This window comes from Spirulina sp. LEGE 11439 (assembly GCF_059821285.1).
In genome coordinates, this window is the sequence record NZ_JCAMRX010000014.1 from 75,326 (window position 1) to 93,279 (window position 17,954).

Genomic DNA, 17,954 nt, shown 5'->3' on the forward strand with positions numbered 1-17,954 from the left:
ATCAAACACCTCTCACTTCGAGCAGAGATTAAGATTAGGTGAAAATGTATTGGATTTGACTAAAAAATATCATTATTTTTGGTAAAGGTCATTAGTTATTGTTATTCACAAACAAATTTATGGCAGGCGAAAGCGAATACATTCAGGAAATCGGAGCAACGCGGGTGCGAGTTTTGAGCGAAGCCCTTCCCTATATTCAACAGTTTGCCGGGCGAACGGTGGTCGTTAAATATGGCGGGGCAGCAATGAAAGATTCTCACTTGAAAGAGAGGGTGATTCGCGATATAGTCTTTCTGTCTTGTGTGGGCGTTCGTCCCGTCGTCGTTCACGGCGGCGGTCCGGAAATTAATACTTGGTTGGGCAAAATCGGTATTGAGCCTCAATTTAAGGATGGGTTACGCGTGACGGATGCCCCGACAATGGATGTGGTGGAAATGGTGTTAGTCGGACGAGTGAACAAAGAAATCGTTGCTCTCATAAATCATGCTGGTGGCTCGGCAGTTGGTTTGTGCGGCAAAGATGGTAACTTAATTACTGCTCGCCATGTCGGTCAAGAAGGGATCGGGTTTGTCGGAGAAGTCAGTAGCGTTGATATTAAGATCATCGAAACACTCACAGAACAAGGTTACGTTCCTGTTGTCTCTAGCGTTGCGGCGGATGCTGACGGACAAGCTCATAATATTAATGCCGATACCGTAGCTGGAGAAATTGCGGCAGCATTAGGGGCGGAAAAAATGATTTTACTCACGGATACGGCGGGAATTTTAGAAGACTATACAGACCCTTCGACCTTATTAACTAAATTAGATATTCAACAAGCCAGAAAATTAATTGATGCAGGCATTGTCGCTGGAGGAATGATCCCGAAAGTGAATTGCTGTGTGCGATCGCTTGCCCAAGGTGTGAAGGCTGCCCATATTATTGACGGGCGCATTCCTCATGCGTTGTTGTTAGAAATTTTTACCGATGAAGGGATCGGATCGATGATTGTTGCCTCGGGTTATTCCTCCTAAAAAAACTGTAGAGACGCTATGAATAGCGTCTCTACAAAAGAGGAGAAAACAATAAATTAAATCGAAGTCATATGAGTCAAACAACTAATACTCGGCGCAAAGAAATATTCTCCTCCCTTCATATTCACCCATAACTTAAAGGGAATATTTTCCTTGGGTTCTTGACCCCATTCTTTCGGCCAGTTTTGCGTCCCTTCCGGCGAACCAATGACCGGATCCGGACCCACACCAACTTCCACAAACTTCGGTTGATTTGACCAAACTGACTGCATGAAATTGAATTGATTTTCAATACTGGCTTGGAAACACAAAAAGAGTAAACCCGACCCCGTTTCCGGTTCGTGATTCATATCGTTATCCCCATAGCTGATCCCGCGACGGGCAATGCGATGGTTCAATTCCGCATCAAAGGCTTGATCGTAACTGGGAGCAGAAGGAGTGCGTCCGGTATCGCCGCGAGGATTCGTTTTGCGGATATGGGCGTGAAATGGGCATTTCGTGGCTTGCGTATCCTCATTAAAGTTGAAGTTATTGGTAGGGGTAACTGCATGGGAAGGCGTGTCCGCCATCGTGAGAGGAGTCCCATCTTGGAAGCGTCCCATCGTATACGCTCCGGCTAGCTCGGGTTCTACCTTCAAATTGTTCGCTAATCCCACCACATCTTCATTCCAACCTTTGACATTTTGTTCGAGTTTGCGGTACACCAAATAGCTGCCATAACTATCTTCTGTTTGACCGTTGCGATCTTGCTCCAAAATAATGTTTAAAGGCGCTCTGGGATCCCATTTGCTAAAATCGCAATTATTCACCCGCGATCGCACGATATCCCGCTTTAAAAATAACGGTTGGCTGACTCCATCCACAAAGCCAAAATGCTCGATGATTTGGCCTTTATTATTTCTGAGGATAAAACCATCTTCGCGATGAACGATTTCGGCAACTTTTCGCAAATCTTGGGTCATTTGATTGACCGCTTGCAACAAATCCACCACATCATCATCCGCCATGATAATTAAAGCGTGTAGAGGGGCTTGATAGCCCGTATCCCACTCATCTACTGCCGGATCGCCGAGTAAATTCTTCACGGATTCATTTTTCATGCCAAAGCGAAAAGGCTCATCTTTGGGGATTTTGAAGGGTTTAATACCGAAATACCGATACCCGTCATGGGATAAAAGAAAGTTAGCAAATAACCCTCCGCTTATCCCTTCTTTTCGGTAGCGGACGGCTTCATCAGATTGCTGTTTTGCCGATTTCACGTAGTTTTGAGCAAAATTTGCAATCCATTCTTTGGCGGCATCAACACTTCCTGCTTTAAATTGCAAAAATAAGTGAACGCTATGATCTCGTCCGTGACCTCGGAGAATATTGCCCTGCAAATCCTCCAGTAAATCGGCATATTTTCCCGGATTTTGCGGATCGATACCGTTTTCCAAAACTGCGCTCAAATCTTCTTCACTCAGTGCCATTTTGAAACTCCTTAATTTTGATGGTGTAGAGAGGCTGAGGTAGAAAGAAAGACGCTACCTCAACCCATGTTTTAGAGCTAACGCGACCCAATTGCGAATTGAGATTACGCGGTTAGCTGGACAATTTTCGCTACAGAAGGTTTGCCAATTTCATTGACGTAGAACATCATGTAATATCCGGGAGGATATAACCCGACATTTTCCGGTGTCGTAAATTTGATGCGGAATTTATGCTGTTTTTCGAGATCGACGACTTTGTTAATCTCTAAATCTGCCAAACGTTGCCCGTAGTCAAAAGAGTGGGTGATGGATCCCAGTTTTATCAACACTAAAGAGCCATTTTCGTCAGCATTCTTCACGACAATGCGATCGCGCTCTCCATAATGTAAAACCTCGGGGGCGCGTTTAATAATCGGTCGTCGTCCCGGTTTAAAGAGATAAGGGGGACTGAAAATTTCTGTCTGCCAAATTTCGGCAGGGACAAAAGGTAAGGGATCTCGCGTGCCATTACTATCTTCATCGGTGATGTAATAGGCTTGAGGATCTTGGTAATAAGCATTGATGTCGAAATCGACGCAATTCTCCCTTGCTTCATCGCAGACTTTTTCTACGACTTTATAGTAAACAGAAGGATCGGGATTGGGAATCACGTTGGTATAGACCTCTCCATCCAGAGAGCGAGCGCCTCGACTGGGATTTCCTCCCGTGACCAACACTCGCGCATCAGGTAAAAGAACGGCACCGTTATGATAGAGTCTTGGCAACCGTCCCGGGTTCATTTCCGTAGTGCCGTACCCTCCAGACGCGTCGGGATCTGGGGTCATTAATAAGGGGGTGTAAATGGGGTCGTATTCGGCATCTCGACCGCCGTTGATGGTGAGAATCTCTTTGGTGGGTAAAATGACGGCTTCATTCATGGCTCGGGGTTTGTCGAGAAAGTCTTCGACAATTTCCCATTGGCCATTTTCCCATTCGTCATCATCATCATCATCATCACCTACTGTGGGAGCAATCCACCGTTCTAAACTGCGAGCAATACTGACTCCACTTGCTTCGAGTTCTTGGTTGCGCTCTTCTTGGTAAGGACGACCGAAGTTAATGTCATTGGTGCCAATGATACCGCCAAGGAGCAAAATATCATCGGAGTTGGGATCGTCGAGGGCGGTACCGTAAACTCGCGAAATGGCTTTGCGATCGGGTCCGAGTTCAAAACTAATCTCGATTTCTCCATCTTCTTCTTCCTCAATGGACATCAAGTAACTTTTTTTGCTCTTGTGAACTTCGAGGGGGAATTTCCCGGCACCATCTCCAGTAATCAATAAGCGACCATCTGGGGTGGGCAGAATGCGAGGATAGAGATCGATACTATCGTAACCATCTGCAATTTCAACATTGAAAGGACTATCTTCGTAATCTCTTAAATCAAATAATTGAAATGATTGGGTATCGGGATCGTAAAGTTCCATTGTGGGGGTAATTTGACCCGGTTTCCCGAATTTCAAACCCGAGAAAATGGCAACTTTACCACTGGCGAGAGGAATAAGGCTGGGATACCAGCGACCTTCGTGCATTAAACCAACGGTACTCCATTCGTTGGTTTGCCAGTCGAAGACATTACTCTGTTTCGAGCCTTCAAATTGTTCTCCGGGATAGTAGCGGCTGCTGCCACTAATAAAGAGAACATTGCCATTTTCAAGATGAACGTGACCCGAACAAAAGAGATCGTTACTATATCCGTTTTGTTCTGCAATCGGAGAAGGGATGCGTTCGTATTCTTCCGTGACGGGATCGAAAAGAATAGTATTATTGACGGCGGCATAATCTGAAGTGTTTACGCCATCGATAAATTTATAGCCGTCTGCTGTCTTGTCAATTGTGTTACGATTGCTGCTTCCGTTTGCCATCAGTATCTTTCCATTGGGCAAAAGAGAGGTATGGACGGATTGCATCCAATCTTCAGGGTTGGGAGGTAACGGCACGAGATGCCATTCTCCCATTTCTTCTTTTGAACCGATAGGGTTGTAGTCTGCCGCGATCGCATTTCCATTACCGCAAAATACTGAAGTGACGGTAAATAGGAAGGCGATCGCCAAAGAAAACATTCGTCTCGGTCGCAGCGCGAGAATTTTGTCGATCGTCATTTTTTTACAGGTTTTTCAAATCGCATAATTGACTTGCTGTCAAATTACTACGAGTTGTAAGATTAACCAATACTGTGAGGCTGTTTTTAATATATTGTAACAAAATAGGATTTTTAAAATCTTTCTAAAAAGGAATTAAAATAATATTAAAGAAAAAAGAGTACCTCTGACTGAAATTAGAGATACTTTTTCCGATTGATTGAAATCGTTTATTGCAAATTTTCCAAGCGAATGCGAGGATCGACAGTTTTTAACAATAAGTCTGCCAATAGATTACCAATAATTAACATCATTGCCCCCATCATCAAACTCGCCATAACTAAATACAAATCTTGAGTCATGACTGCCTGTAAAATCAAGCGTCCCAACCCCGGCCAATTAAAGAAATATTCGGCAATAAACGAACCGCTTAATAAACTGGCAAATTCAAACCCCAAAATAGTAATTAAAGGATTCACTGCATTACGTAAAGCATGAACGTACATGACGCGATCTTCCGATAGACCTTTAGCTCGTGCGGTTTGAATATATTCTTGACGTAGAACGTCTAATAAGGATCCCCGCGTGAGGCGTTGCAATCCTGCAAAACTGGTAATACTCAAGGCAATGGTGGGGAGAATCATATGCCAAGCAATATCAAATATTCTGCCAATAAAAGGGAGTTCATTATGGTTGATACTGGTCATTCCGCCAACAGGCAACAATGGTGAGCATATTTGCGCCACAAATAGAAGCAATAATGCAGTGATGAAACTGGGGAATCCTTGACCGATATAACTGAGAATTCGCAATCCGCGATCGAGGGGTTGATTTTGTTTGACGGCACCGATAATTCCTAAAGGTAGCGCGATCGCCCAAGTTACGATAATAGAAGAAATTGCTAAAAGTAACGTATTGCCCATGCGTTCGAGAATCAGAGACCCCACCGATCGCGAATAGACAAAACTGCGACCGAAATCAAATCGCGTCACTACTCCCACCAACCACGTCCAATACTGAACTAAAACCGGACGATCCAGTCCGTATCTAGCAGTTAATTGCGCGATTGTCTCCTCGGAAATCGTCGGATCTTCTTTCAAAATATCCAGATAATTTCCGGGGGCAAGTTGTACGATCGCAAAGGAAAGCGCCGAAGCTAACAAGAGGGTTAACAGTGCTTGTAACAACCGCTTGAGAATATACAAGGTCGTTTCGCTAGTGAAAACCCCGCGAACCCTTTGTAGGGCAGAATCGCGGCGATCGCGTAATTTAGTAGCAGTCATTTCAATGAACAAAGATGTTTGCTAATACTGAATTAAACTTAAAATCGGGACATCGGGTAAGTTTTTACGTCCGTCCAAACCTGTTAGCTCGATGAGGAAAACAAAGCCTTCCAAATGCCCGCCACTTCGTTCCACCAACTCGGCAGTTGCTTTCGCGGTTCCCCCCGTCGCGATCAAATCGTCTACAATCACAACTCGCTTCCCTGCTTCAACTGCATCTTGGTGCATTTCAAGGCGATCGCTGCCATATTCTAACTCGTATTCTACAGCATGAACCGTTGACGGTAACTTACCGGGCTTGCGAACGGGAACGAACCCAGCCTCTAATTGATAAGCCAATAAGGGGGCAAAAATAAAACCGCGAGATTCCATGCCCAAAACATAATCCGGATTGAATCCTGTCTCTCGACATTGGTGGCCTAATGTATCTACAGTATGGCGCAGACCATCGGGATGCTTTAATAGAGTAGTAATATCTCGAAAAAGAATTCCGGGTTTGGGAAAATCGGGAATATTACGAACAAGCGATTGGATATCCATTAGGGACGCAAAATGATAAACCTAAGTTAAAGATAGTACACTAGGAATTCAATTCGTTCATTACTGACTTTTTTGCTTTTTCCACTTTTCAGTTCTCCCGTTCTCCATTTCTCCTACTTGGAATGAGTCAATCCGCAACCGTAAAGCCCGAACCCAATCCATCACCTCGTCCAAAACCCTTGATTTTGGAGAATTTGCCGAACTTACCCGGTGTTGAAGAATGTTCTCCCCGGGTGCAACAAAAAATCGACTTAATTTTGCTGGCTCTCGAAGCCTTAGAATTGGGGGGCTCGGAACAAATGCTCACCACTGTTCAAGACTTAGAGTTGCAGAATATTATCGACAATCGCGTGACGTTATGGCGTTTGCGCTGTTCCAATCCTTGGCGGCGATCGCATACTCGCGATTCCCTGACGTTGGATCAGGCGAAGGCATTGGCGATCGTTGCCAGCATTCGGGCGCGAAAATTAACGGTATTGATTCGCCAATTACTCGTAGCGCGACAGCAAATTCAACACAAAGGCTTGCCCTTAGAACAGCATTTTCGCCTCTCGGAATATTTAGAACGCTTTCGAGCGCATTTTCGCAGCCGCATGAATGCCAGACGGGCAAAAGTAGCTTTTTATCTCGCCAGTAACGATCGCTTGAACGATTTGGCCATGTCTTTACTGGGTCAACTGCTGTTCTGCACGGGAACGGCTGGAATGCAACGGTTTTGGGTTAGTTTGTTTGATGGAGAAGTTTTATGACAATTAAACGCCAGTATAATTTACCCAATTGTCGCCTTGTCCTCGAAGGTGTAGATGATGATAGTCCGGAAGGCAAGCGCCCCGATCGCCGACCCTTACTTTCCATCCTCATTCATGCGGAATGTCATTTTACGGGGATCGACCAACCTCTATCGGGGGGGAAAGACTTTCTCGAAAGTTTGGTGAAAGCAGTCAGTGCTTATGCTCAAGAATTTTTAAGTGGCATTCGCCATCCTGTCGAATTAACGCATCCCCATGAAGGCGTGCGATTTTCAAAGGGTAACGATCCCGATCGCCATCATCTCCTTTGGCAGCACAAATCTGAAACGAAGGAGACGGAAGCTGAGTCGAAACCCCTTCATTTCGATCTCAATACCATCCAGCTTTTCGATCTCGTGGAAGCAGTCGATCAGTTGTTTGCCGATAGTCGGACTTTACCGGATTTATCCCTACATTTAATTCCCGTTAGCCGTCGCCATCGCAAAGCGGATGTTCCTTTGGCAAAGCGGGCGACTCCGATGGTCGCGGGAATGGGAAGTTTGGCGATCGCGGCGGCATTGCTCTTTATGATACCGATTCCCGAGGTGAAGGAACCGGAGGTCATTCAAGGGGAAAACACCAGTGAGAATGCCTCGGAAGAGCCTTCTAATGAACCGACAGCAACCCCGATTCCCCCCGAAGATTTACAAGCATTATTGACAGAAGCTCCAGAAATTACCGATCCGACGGAAATGAACTTTCTTCAGCGCCATCTCCGTCGAGAAATTGAAAACGCATGGGACAATCGGGACGCGATCGAGCGGGATCTCACCTATAATCTCGTTGCCACTTTAGATGGTTCCATTATTGACTACGAACCCGTGGGAGATATTACTGAAGCGGAAACGGAATTAACGCCCTTGTCTTCCCTGCGCTTTCTGCCGACGGAAGACGACATTGCCCAACGCGAAGCGATCGCAAAATTTGAGTTCGTGTTTACCCAAAACGAAACCACCACCATTAGCCCTTTAGCCGGACGCAGAGGAGGGGGGACTTTAGGGGAACGCATTACCGATCCCGAAATTTTAGCGCCCTTGCAAGCGGAAATTCGCGAGAAATTAGAAGCAGCATGGACACCGGAAACTCCGGTAGCAGCAGATTTACCGTTCCGGATCGGGGTAACGGAAACCGGAGAAATTGCCGATTATGAGTATTTGGATGGGAATGCTTACCTCTTACAAAAAGAAACCCCTCTGCCACAATTGCTCGATCTCGAAGCTGCGGACATTGGCGAAGAAAGTGGCACTGTCGTCCCGCAAAAGCCTCTCGCACAATTCCGCGTTGTCTTTCTGCAAAATGGCGCGATCGAAATGAGTCGCTACTAAAAAAAAGAGGATATCGAGAAAATTCTCAATATCCTCCGTTAACAACCTACAGAGTTTCGCGCTTCACATATTTCTCTGGTGACTTTGGTTAAATTTATGCAGGGGGTATTTTTTTGTTACAGAACTTTACAGGGAGGCGATCGCTTAATGCCTTGCTAACTCGGGGGTGCGTCCCTTGAGTCCGGTCATCAACTGGAGTGCAAAAACTTTCAGGGGTTGAACGTCACGCAACAACCACAACCCCAAACGACGCAGGAGAATCAAAGGCAACCACTGATTTGAAAACATTCGATCGAGAAAATCTGTAAAGCCGAGAATGGTGAGGTTTTCCCCTTTGCGCCATTTTTCATAACGTTGCAATACCTGTAGATTACCGATATCGTCTCCGGCTTGATGCGCCGCTTGTAAGACCTGTGCCAATGCTGCCGCATCCCGCAACCCTAAATTTAAACCCTGTCCTCCTACTGGATGGCAGCAATGTGCTGCATCGCCGATCAAGGCGAGACGCGATCGCGCATAACAGTCACTCTGCATCAACTGTACGGGGAAGACCAAGCGATCGCTAATCATCTCAATCTTCCCTAAAACCCCACCCATGCGCCTCTCTAGCTCTTGCAGAAAACTCCCTTCATCCAAGTCCTTTAATGCTTTTGCTGTAGCGTGAGGAGCCGTGAGGACAATCTGACAGCGATTTTCCGGCAAGGGTAGCACTCCCATCGGTCCCGTATTCCAGAAACGCTCGAAGGCAGTATCATTGCAGGGATGTTGATGTTGAATTTCAAAAGTTAAACAAGATTGCCAATACTTCCAACCTCGCGTTGAGATGCGCGATCGCTCTCGCACCCGAGATTTAACGCCATCCGCACCAACAACGAGACGCGATCGCAATTGTTGTACTTCCCCTTCAACTCGTACCGCAACCGCGACCCCTGTTTCTTCCCACTGAATATCCATCACTTCTGCGGGACACAGCCACTGAATATGAGAACACTGGTGTGAAAATTCCTGCAATGCCTGCAAAGTTACTCCATGTTCGGCGACATATCCTAAAACCTCCATCCCTAAGTCTTTAGGGACAAACTCAACGACCCCGGGATATTCTCCATCAGACAGGCGAATATTACGATATTGAGCAATCTGCGGCAGGATTTTTCCCCAAACGCCAATGCCTGCTAAAATTCTCCCCGAAAGTAAAGATAAATTATAGGCACGCTTTCTCGCGGCGGCTTTCTCCAGAGTTTGCGCTTCGATAATAATCACCCGCAACCCCGAACCTTTTAAGGCACAGGCTAAAGTTACCCCGACAATGCCACCTCCGACAACGATCAAATCCCAATCTTTAGCAAATATTTGTTCTTGTGTCATGCTTTTTTAAGAAAAATTTGGAAAAAGATAGAAATATTTACCTTTATTATGACGCAAAGTGCAGAGCGATCGCGACTTGGCAAATTTGTAACAGCTATTATTCATTTTTATAGTTTTGGGAATATTGCTCGAATAGAGAACGGCGATCGCGAATAAACATCTCTCCTGCGTTCAATGCTTCCAATCTCGCTTTATTTTCCTCAACTTCGCCTCTAATCTGAATTGTTAATCGGTAGACACTATCTCCTACTAACACCATACAATCCCAAAAATTTTTCTGAATCCATTGAATAGAGGCTTCGAGTCGCTTACTCTCAACAAAATTTTTGCTTCCTAGACTAATTATCTTTTTCGCGATCGCTCATCTTAACTGTGAGAATTTTGATACACTTAACTATACGGTAAATGTATCAAAACTCCCATTAAAAAATGCTCAACTAACTTATATTGCCGTTTCAAATAAAGCAAGCCGCAGTCGTTCGCTCGCTTCTTCTAATTCTGCAAGAGATTCAATGCTGACAACCATACTATGGTCAAGTCCTAAAATTTTAGCTGCTTTAGCAACAGCTGCCTTTTCTTTCTCTTGGTAAACACCATCAGCACGGCTCATTTTTATCGCTTGGTACAGCATGGAACGACGAAAATTAAGAGGAAAATCATAACTGATTTCACCTAATAATTCCTCGATGTTGGCATTTTTCCAATCAAATTTGCGGAGAGTTTCAATGTACTCTGTCGAATTGACTGTTAAAAGTTCCTGTTCGTCAACATACCACTGAAATTCTTCTTCTGCCAGTTCGCCATCGGCACCGGCGATCGCCATCAATGCGCCGCCATATTTCAACGCCACCTCAAAATCTACTGGAGATGTGATGTTGTATTTACGTTTGGCATATTTAGTAGGTTGGAGACTTTTGCTCATTTTGCCTTCTTTAGTTATCTTGAAAATACATAAACTCTTAGAATCTTAAAGCATAAGACTTAACTAACAATTTTTCTTTAACAAAAAATAATATTAATATGTGATAAAAATACAATTAAAGGAAAAGCGATCGCACTCATTAAAAAATGCGATCGTCACAGGAAATTATTGCCCGAATTCATTCCGTGCTTGCTCCACAATTTCTACTGTCACCGTATCTGACCCAACTTCTCTCGCTAATTCTTCAATACGCTGACGAGCTTGGGTACGAACGAAAAAAGGAATATTTTTGAATTTGACTTTTGCTTCAGGAGTCCAATGTAATGTTCCTACAAAATCAGGATCTTCCATTAATATTTTTTCCTCTCAAATACCGACTGTCTCAGAGCAAAATGATAAGAGCAAACATTACCTTTTTATTTACTCTTTCCTTTAACGGCTTTCGGTTTCTTAGCAAACATGCGCTCTAAATTTTGACCCGCAACACCAATCGTTACGACTAACATTCCCAATAATTGTTTGGCTGCTAAAGATTTAGCAATGATCAACCAAGCTAAAAGTGAAGTTAATGCCGGACCGGTTGCACCAAAAATGGAAGCACGAGCAGCACCGATATAACTAATCCCAACATTATTAGCCAGATAACTTAATAAGGTTAATCCTCCTAAAACCAAGCTACTCACTAAAACATTCGTCCACATTTCGGGAGCGACATTCACTTGCATCGTTTCCGGTAGAGGAACCAGTAAACTTAATGCTGCAAAGATGAGAATAATCGCAAAATTAACAACGCTAAAAGGAATCGGATGTAGTTTTTTCGTGCAGGCTTGAATCAAGAGAACGTGAAATGCGAACGTAATCCCCGCCGCTAGTGCATAAATAATCCCTAAAGTAGAAACTCTAAGGGGAGCATTGGGGTCAGGATAAGCAATCAGAACGACTCCACCAAATACAGTTAAAGTTGATAGACTGCGAACGAGGGAAGGACGTTCTCCAAAGAGCAGCCATGACATCAATACCGTTACGATCGGGAAAACAAAGAATAAGGTTAGGGCAACTCCGGGGGTTAACGCTCCCAATGCCATGTAAATAAAAGCAGAGGAAGCAAAGAGGAAAAAGCCGCAAGCCGTGACGTTAAAAAAGCTCAGCCAATCTTTCGACCTTAAGTAGCGACCGATATCCGGCCAGCTTGAGGGATAAAGAATTTGCGCGATCGCTGCCATCAGAGGTACTACAACAATCATGCGAAAACAGAGAATCAGCAAAGAATTACCAAAACCGGGAGAAATAAAGCCTCCTGTTTTCCAAACCCCAAAGAGAGAAGATTGATTGAGAATGATCGAAATGACTACATTTTGTAGAGATAAGGCGAACGACGAAAACAGCACCAAAATGAAACCCAACTGCATTTGGGTTGCCGTCACTTTTCTTTGTTTGGGTGGAGCAGAGGGGGCAATATCTTCAGGAGGAGCGGGTTTAATCGTTTTAGACGGTGAAACGAAAGGTAACTTAACGCTTTGGGGTTCCGTCGGAATTGGCAAACTATCTCTTGTCCTGTCTTGAGGCTGGACGGGAAGTGCGGGAGAAAGCCCTTCAGTTTGAAAGTCTTCTTGAAATTCCTCGCGCAAGCGACCGACTAAGGCCTCTAAAATTGCCTCTCCTTGCTGTTCGAGAGTGTACATCTGTCCCAATTGCTGGGAGAGGGTGCTTTGATAGCTGTTGAGGTCTTGCTGTAATGTTCTAAACGTTGTTCTTAGGGTCGTATCGAGGGAAGAAATCAGGCGATGGGCATTATCGTTGTAACCGCTCAAGCGATCGCGATCGCCATCCATCTCGCCATTCAGATTCCCGACCCGGTATTGCAGCAATTCCACGATCTGTTCGACCAAAGCTGGGGCGATTTGCTTTGCAAGGTCGTGTTGCTGGCTCAATTGCTCTTGACGCTGTAGTTCTAACTGTTCGGTTTCTGCCAGCAAGCGAGTTTTTCGTGCTTGAAGTTGCTCGATTTCTCGAGACAACTGGAGAATGACGCTGTGTTTGAGGTGTTCGAGTTCCTCTGTAATTTCGTTTAGGCTCTTTTGTGCTGCGCCCGGTGCTTCGGGATTGAATTCCGGTTGCTTGTCCAGTTGCCCCATTTGCGTTTAACCTCTATTGCTGGTAGACCGAGATAGTTCGAGTGTCAAACCCGATCGCGTTATTGGGTATCTTACGCTTTTTCTGAACGTTCCGCCCTAGTTTTGCGGTTCTTTTCAAAAAATTTTATTATTTTCAGCGAATAAAATTCCCAGCGCGATCGCGAGTGCTGCTATTGTATTCGAGAAAATCTCTCTAAGGCTAGAGGGGTGTCATCCCAATTCATCACGAATCAAAGAATGGGAACGAGTGCGAGTATACTTTTAAAGCATTTGAGGAGTGTTGGGGCATCGTGAAATACTTTTTTCTCTCGGAAGGCTGGCGAGTGGGACGCGTTTGGGAGTTGGGGGGACTCTGGAATGAAATTGCGTGGCGGCGCAGACCGAAGATTCGCCGACTCTCTTTGGGACTGATCGACCAAGGAGAAAAACTCTGGCTCTATCAAGTTGAGGATGCCGTTCTCATGTTAGAAGTTGAACCCCCAGAAGATGCCGAGCGAGGCGCGATCTCTCAAGTCATTCTCAAACGGCTTATCAATGCCGAGCAAGCCCTCCAAAAATTAGCCGTCGCCGAAAGTCTATTGCAAAAGGAGTAACAGCCAAAGGCTTTTCCCTCACTGGTGACTGGTTCGATGCGCGTTCCCTTGGCGAATCGAATTCGCCAAGGGAACGCGCATCGCTGGTGACTGGTGACTGAATAACTGGTGACTGGTGACTGAATAACGTTCTTGCATTGAACTCTCGCGATCGTTTACACTTCTTTAAACAAAATCTAATTTTTTAGATAATAGATTCAATATTTTTTCGATAGGAGGAGCGTAGTCAATGGGACTACCTTGGTATCGAGTCCATACGGTCGTATTAAATGACCCCGGACGCTTGATTGCCGTCCACCTCATGCACACGGCTCTCGTCGCGGGCTGGGCTGGATCGATGGCACTTTACGAACTCGCAATTTACGATCCCAGCGATGTCGTTCTCAATCCCATGTGGCGACAAGGGATGTTCGTTCTACCCTTCATGTCACGCTTGGGAGTCGATTCTTCTTGGGCGGGCTGGAATGTCTCCGGACAACCTTATGTTGACCCCGGTTACTGGTCTTTTGAAGGCGTTGCGATCGCTCACATCATTCTGTCTGGATTCTTATTCTTAGCTGCCTGCTGGCACTGGGTTTATTGGGATCTGGAGCTTTTCAGAGATCCGCGCACGGGAGAACCCGCTCTCGACTTGCCAAAAATGTTTGGCATTCACCTGTTCTTATCCGGTTTACTTTGTTTCGGTTTTGGAGCCTTTCACCTCAGTGGTGTTTTCGGTCCCGGAATGTGGGTCTCCGATGGTTTTGGCTTAACCGGTCATATTGAACCCGTTGCCCCAGAATGGGGGCCGGCTGGTTTTAACCCCTTTAACCCCGGAGGCATTGTCGCTCACCACATTGCTGCGGGACTGGTGGGGATTATTGCCGGCTTGTTCCACCTCACGGTTCGTCCTCCCGAACGCTTATATAAAGCCTTGCGGATGGGGAATATCGAAACGGTTCTTTCTAGCAGTATTGCTGCCGTCTTCTTTGCCGCTTTTGTCGTTGCTGGAACGATGTGGTATGGCAACGCGGCAACCCCTATCGAACTTTTCGGACCGACCCGTTACCAATGGGATCAAGGTTATTTCCAAACGGAAATTCAACGACGGGTTGAGACCAATATCGCCGCAGGCGATACCCTTGCGGAAGCTTGGTCTAAGATTCCCGAACGACTGGCATTTTACGACTACATCGGCAATAGTCCCGCTAAAGGCGGTCTATTCCGTGTCGGTCCGATGATTAACGGTGATGGCATTCCTGAATATTGGCTGGGTCATCCTGTCTTTAAAGATGGTGAAGGTCGCGTCTTGAGCGTGCGCCGGATGCCGAATTTCTTTGAAACCTTCCCGGTTGTCTTAACTGATTCCGAAGGTATTGTTCGCGCTGACATTCCTTTCCGTCGTGCTGAATCTAAATATAGCTTTGAGCAAAATGGCGTAACTGTAAGTTTCTACGGTGGCGCTCTCGACGGTCAAACCATCACCGATCCCCGACAAGTGAAAGGGATTGCACGTAAAGCTCAACTTGGCGAACCTTTTGATTTCGATCGCGAGACTTTAGGATCTGATGGCGTATTCCGCACCTCGACTCGCGGTTGGTTTACCTTCGGTCACGCAGTCTTTGCTTTGCTCTTCTTCTTCGGTCACATCTGGCACGGTTCTCGGACTCTGTACCGAGATGTCTTTGCCGGAGTTGGCGCAGATTTGGAAGAACAAGTCGAATGGGGTCTCTTTGCGAAAGTGGGTGATAAAACCACTCGGGTTTCGTAAGCTCGCCAATCTTGGTATAAATTTCATTCAATAGAATTGAGGAAGGAAATTTCCCTTCCTCAATTTTTTTGTTATCGAGCTCGAGTCAATCCCAACAACTTCAACATCAATAACGAAAACGCGGAGAAATCTATTAGAATAACTTTGTATGGAGTTTGCCGATCGTGTATTTCTCTATACAATCGAATCCTTCGTTAATGTTTTTTAAGCAAACTAGCTATGGAAAGCGTCGCCTATATACTCGTGCTTGCTGTTGGCATCGGAATTCTCTTTTTTGCGATCGCATTTCGGGAACCTCCCCGGATTGAAAAATAATCTCGAAAAATAAGCGATCGAATTAGCGATCGCTTATTCTATCGAAAACGAAAATCGTAAAAATTTATCATCCATTCGCAGCAAGTTCTCTCATTCATAGAGAAACGTCTCAGCCGCAAAATTTCATTCGTCTCGCCATGTTTTATGGTAAATGAATGAGATTGTGCGGCTCAAACTGCTTTCTAGCAATTTTTTTGCTCATTCTCGATGTTTTGGTCAATTATTTTGGACGCGGATCATGCAATGTCCAGCTTGTCAGCATAACAAGAATCGCATCTTAGAATCTCGTTCTACAGAAGGAGGTAAAAGCGTTCGCCGACGGCGAGAATGTTTAGAGTGCAAACACCGCTTTACAACTTACGAACGAATTGAATTTGTTCCCATTATTGTGCTTAAGCGAGATGGGAGTCGCGAGTCGTTCGATCGCTCAAAACTATTACGCGGACTCATTCGCGCTTGTGAAAAAACGGGGATTTCTCATCAACGTCTCGAAACCTTTGTCAATGAAATTGAAGCACAACTTCAACAACGTTCTCTGCGGGAAGTGACAACACGGGAGATTGGAGAACTCGTTCTTGGCTATCTGCGCCAAGAAAATGAGGTTGCTTACATTCGTTTTGCTTCAGTTTATCGCCAATTTCAAGGGATTACAGATTTTATTGAAACTTTGAATCAACTGCAATCCCAACCGGAAACCTCGCAGAAAACAGAAGAATGGCAAGAATGCGATCGCCATGCACCCTCGGAAATTGCCACCTCGTCATTTCAATGAACAATGACCGACCTCTGAAGCGTGGGGGCTTGCAGTCCGGAATTTTCTGTGTTTTCCCCTTGAAAGAGGAGGCTTGAGGCCGCTTCTTTTTGGTCGTGAATTTGAGCAAGAACGACTAGGGAAATTTCTCATCTCGTTCTTGGGGTTGAACTCTTCAATATGTTAAAATAATAATTCTGTCTGTTAATGTTAAAATAACAATCTCAAACTCAAAAAATCCATCTTCCATCGTAAAATTCACGCACTTGAAGGGCTTAAAAAGTATTAAATCGGTCGCAATTGTCCACTTTGTTAATTTAAATTAACAATTGATAATTTTTACCGAATAATGCTAAGATATAATTTGGGTTAGTATATCTGTTATTTAAATAAGCAGAATGACTTAACTAAAGTATCAAAACTGTATGTTGCGATCGAAAGTATTGCGATAGAGCAAAGCAGTGAGAATTTTTCTCGATATGCAATGTTTCCTTCACAGTCAGTACATACGGAGCTAAAAAACCTAGGAAAAAATTACACATATGGTCAGTCAGAAAACAACCGCTACCAGAAACAAAGACATTGGCTTTACTCACGAAGATTTTGCTGCTCTCCTTGACAAATATGACTATCATTTTAGTCCTGGAGACATCGTACCGGGAACGGTTTTCAGCATGGAACCTAGAGGGGCGTTGATTGATATCGGCGCAAAAACGGCTGCTTTTATCCCCATCCAAGAGATGTCCATTAACCGAGTGGACGATCCCAGCGAAGTCTTGCAAGCAGAGGAAACGCGGGAGTTTTTCATTCTGACCGATGAAAATGAAGACGGACAATTAACCCTCTCCATTCGTCGTATCGAATATTTACGTGCTTGGGAGCGGGTGCGCCAATTGCAGGCAGAAGATGCTACCGTGCGGTCTAATGTTTTTGCGACTAACCGAGGAGGGGCTCTCGTTCGGATTGAAGGACTACGAGGTTTCATTCCGGGGTCTCATATTAGTACTCGTCAGGCTAAAGAAGATTTGGTCGGTCAAGATTTACCCCTGAAATTCTTAGAAGTTGATGAAGATCGCAACCGCCTCGTTTTAAGCCATCGCCGCGCATTAGTCGAACGGAAGATGAATGGTTTGCAGGTTGGAGAGGTCACGATTGGAGCGGTACGCGGCATCAAACCTTATGGTGCATTTATCGATATCGGTGGCGTGAGTGGACTGCTTCACATTTCAGAAATTTCCCACGATCATATCGATACACCTCACAGCGTTTTTGCCGTCAATGATGAATTGAAGGTCATGATCATCGATCTAGATGCAGAACGCGGTCGTATTTCTCTCTCGACCAAACAACTCGAACCCGAACCCGGTGATATGTTGAAAAATCGGGACATTGTTTTCGAAAAAGCAGAAGAGATGGCGGAAAAATATCGTCAAAAACTCTTGCAACAGGAACGAGGTGAAACTGGTCGCGATGACTCCTCCCCTGAAGCTTCAGAAGCAAGCGATATTCCCTCGGCTGTAGAAGAAACAACGGCTGTAGAAGAAACAACGGCTGTAGAAGAAACAACGGCTGTAGAAGAAACAAC

Annotated in this window: 17 protein-coding genes; 8 read left to right on the top strand and 9 right to left on the bottom strand. The window is 45.1% G+C overall.

Translation table 11 applies throughout. The annotated features are described in order from the left end of the window. Positions 1-119 precede the first annotated feature (119 nt). Positions 120-1,013: an acetylglutamate kinase gene (gene argB, locus AC6RV6_RS12150; RefSeq protein ID WP_500241105.1), complete on the top strand. Its 894-nt coding sequence runs from the start codon at positions 120-122 to the stop codon at positions 1,011-1,013. Positions 1,014-1,069: 56 nt separating this feature from the next. On the opposite strand, the gene AC6RV6_RS12155 is transcribed toward argB, so the two are convergent. The 4 genes from AC6RV6_RS12155 to AC6RV6_RS12170 all read right to left on the bottom strand — a co-directional run bounded on the left by AC6RV6_RS12155 (position 1,070) and on the right by AC6RV6_RS12170 (position 6,425). Further along, on the bottom strand, positions 1,070-2,482 hold the full coding sequence (locus tag AC6RV6_RS12155) for a Dyp-type peroxidase (RefSeq protein WP_500241106.1): 1,413 nt from the start codon (positions 2,480-2,482) through the stop codon (positions 1,070-1,072). A gap of 104 nt (positions 2,483-2,586) precedes the next feature. After that, positions 2,587-4,623, bottom strand: a complete 2,037-nt coding sequence (locus AC6RV6_RS12160) for a galactose oxidase early set domain-containing protein (RefSeq protein WP_500241107.1) — start codon at positions 4,621-4,623, stop codon at positions 2,587-2,589. Positions 4,624-4,832: 209 nt separating this feature from the next. Continuing rightward, on the bottom strand, positions 4,833-5,885 hold the full coding sequence (locus AC6RV6_RS12165) for an ABC transporter permease (protein WP_500241108.1): 1,053 nt from the start codon (positions 5,883-5,885) through the stop codon (positions 4,833-4,835). A gap of 21 nt (positions 5,886-5,906) precedes the next feature. Continuing rightward, positions 5,907-6,425, bottom strand: coding sequence for an adenine phosphoribosyltransferase (locus tag AC6RV6_RS12170; RefSeq protein ID WP_500241109.1), 519 nt, complete (start codon positions 6,423-6,425; stop codon positions 5,907-5,909). Between the two features lie 122 nt (positions 6,426-6,547). Between AC6RV6_RS12170 and AC6RV6_RS12175 the strand changes: the two genes are divergently transcribed. After that, positions 6,548-7,174 carry a DUF3038 domain-containing protein gene (locus AC6RV6_RS12175; protein WP_500241110.1) on the top strand — a complete coding sequence of 209 codons (627 nt, stop codon included), beginning with the start codon at positions 6,548-6,550 and terminating at the stop codon, positions 7,172-7,174. Then, positions 7,171-8,538, top strand: a complete 1,368-nt coding sequence (locus tag AC6RV6_RS12180) for a DUF4335 domain-containing protein (protein WP_500241111.1) — start codon at positions 7,171-7,173, stop codon at positions 8,536-8,538. Before AC6RV6_RS12175 ends, AC6RV6_RS12180 begins: the two co-directional genes overlap by 4 nt. A 144-nt stretch (positions 8,539-8,682) precedes the next feature. Here AC6RV6_RS12180 and AC6RV6_RS12185 read toward each other — a convergent pair whose 3' ends face one another. The 5 genes from AC6RV6_RS12185 to AC6RV6_RS12205 all read right to left on the bottom strand — a co-directional run bounded on the left by AC6RV6_RS12185 (position 8,683) and on the right by AC6RV6_RS12205 (position 12,960). Further along, positions 8,683-9,903, bottom strand: coding sequence for an FAD-dependent hydroxylase (locus AC6RV6_RS12185; RefSeq protein WP_500241112.1), 1,221 nt, complete (start codon positions 9,901-9,903; stop codon positions 8,683-8,685). 97 nt (positions 9,904-10,000) lie between these two features. Next, entirely contained in the window at positions 10,001-10,162 is a 162-nt protein-coding gene (locus AC6RV6_RS12190; RefSeq protein ID WP_500241113.1) for a hypothetical protein, read from the bottom strand. Between the two features lie 183 nt (positions 10,163-10,345). After that, on the bottom strand, positions 10,346-10,825 hold the full coding sequence (locus AC6RV6_RS12195; RefSeq protein WP_500241114.1) for a TerB family tellurite resistance protein: 480 nt from the start codon (positions 10,823-10,825) through the stop codon (positions 10,346-10,348). Positions 10,826-10,990: 165 nt separating this feature from the next. Next, positions 10,991-11,176, bottom strand: coding sequence for a PCP reductase family protein (locus AC6RV6_RS12200; RefSeq protein WP_500241115.1), 186 nt, complete (start codon positions 11,174-11,176; stop codon positions 10,991-10,993). A gap of 65 nt (positions 11,177-11,241) precedes the next feature. Next, complete coding sequence (locus AC6RV6_RS12205; protein WP_500241116.1) at positions 11,242-12,960, bottom strand: EamA family transporter; 1,719 nt, start codon at positions 12,958-12,960, stop codon at positions 11,242-11,244. A 290-nt stretch (positions 12,961-13,250) separates the two neighbouring features. Between AC6RV6_RS12205 and AC6RV6_RS12210 the strand changes: the two genes are divergently transcribed. The 5 genes from AC6RV6_RS12210 to AC6RV6_RS12230 form a co-directional block, all read left to right on the top strand. Further along, complete coding sequence (locus AC6RV6_RS12210; RefSeq protein ID WP_500241117.1) at positions 13,251-13,553, top strand: hypothetical protein; 303 nt, start codon at positions 13,251-13,253, stop codon at positions 13,551-13,553. A gap of 229 nt (positions 13,554-13,782) precedes the next feature. Next, a complete protein-coding gene (gene psbB, locus AC6RV6_RS12215) occupies positions 13,783-15,303 on the top strand; it encodes a photosystem II chlorophyll-binding protein CP47 (protein WP_500241118.1) in 1,521 nt (506 codons plus the stop codon). 219 nt (positions 15,304-15,522) lie between these two features. Beyond that, entirely contained in the window at positions 15,523-15,618 is a 96-nt protein-coding gene (locus AC6RV6_RS12220; RefSeq protein WP_204102347.1) for a photosystem II reaction center protein T, read from the top strand. A gap of 238 nt (positions 15,619-15,856) precedes the next feature. Beyond that, positions 15,857-16,390, top strand: a complete 534-nt coding sequence (nrdR, locus tag AC6RV6_RS12225; RefSeq protein WP_500241135.1) for a transcriptional regulator NrdR — start codon at positions 15,857-15,859, stop codon at positions 16,388-16,390. 521 nt (positions 16,391-16,911) lie between these two features. Further along, on the top strand, positions 16,912-17,954 hold a 1,043-nt coding region (locus AC6RV6_RS12230; protein ID WP_500241119.1), incomplete at its 3' end, for a 30S ribosomal protein S1.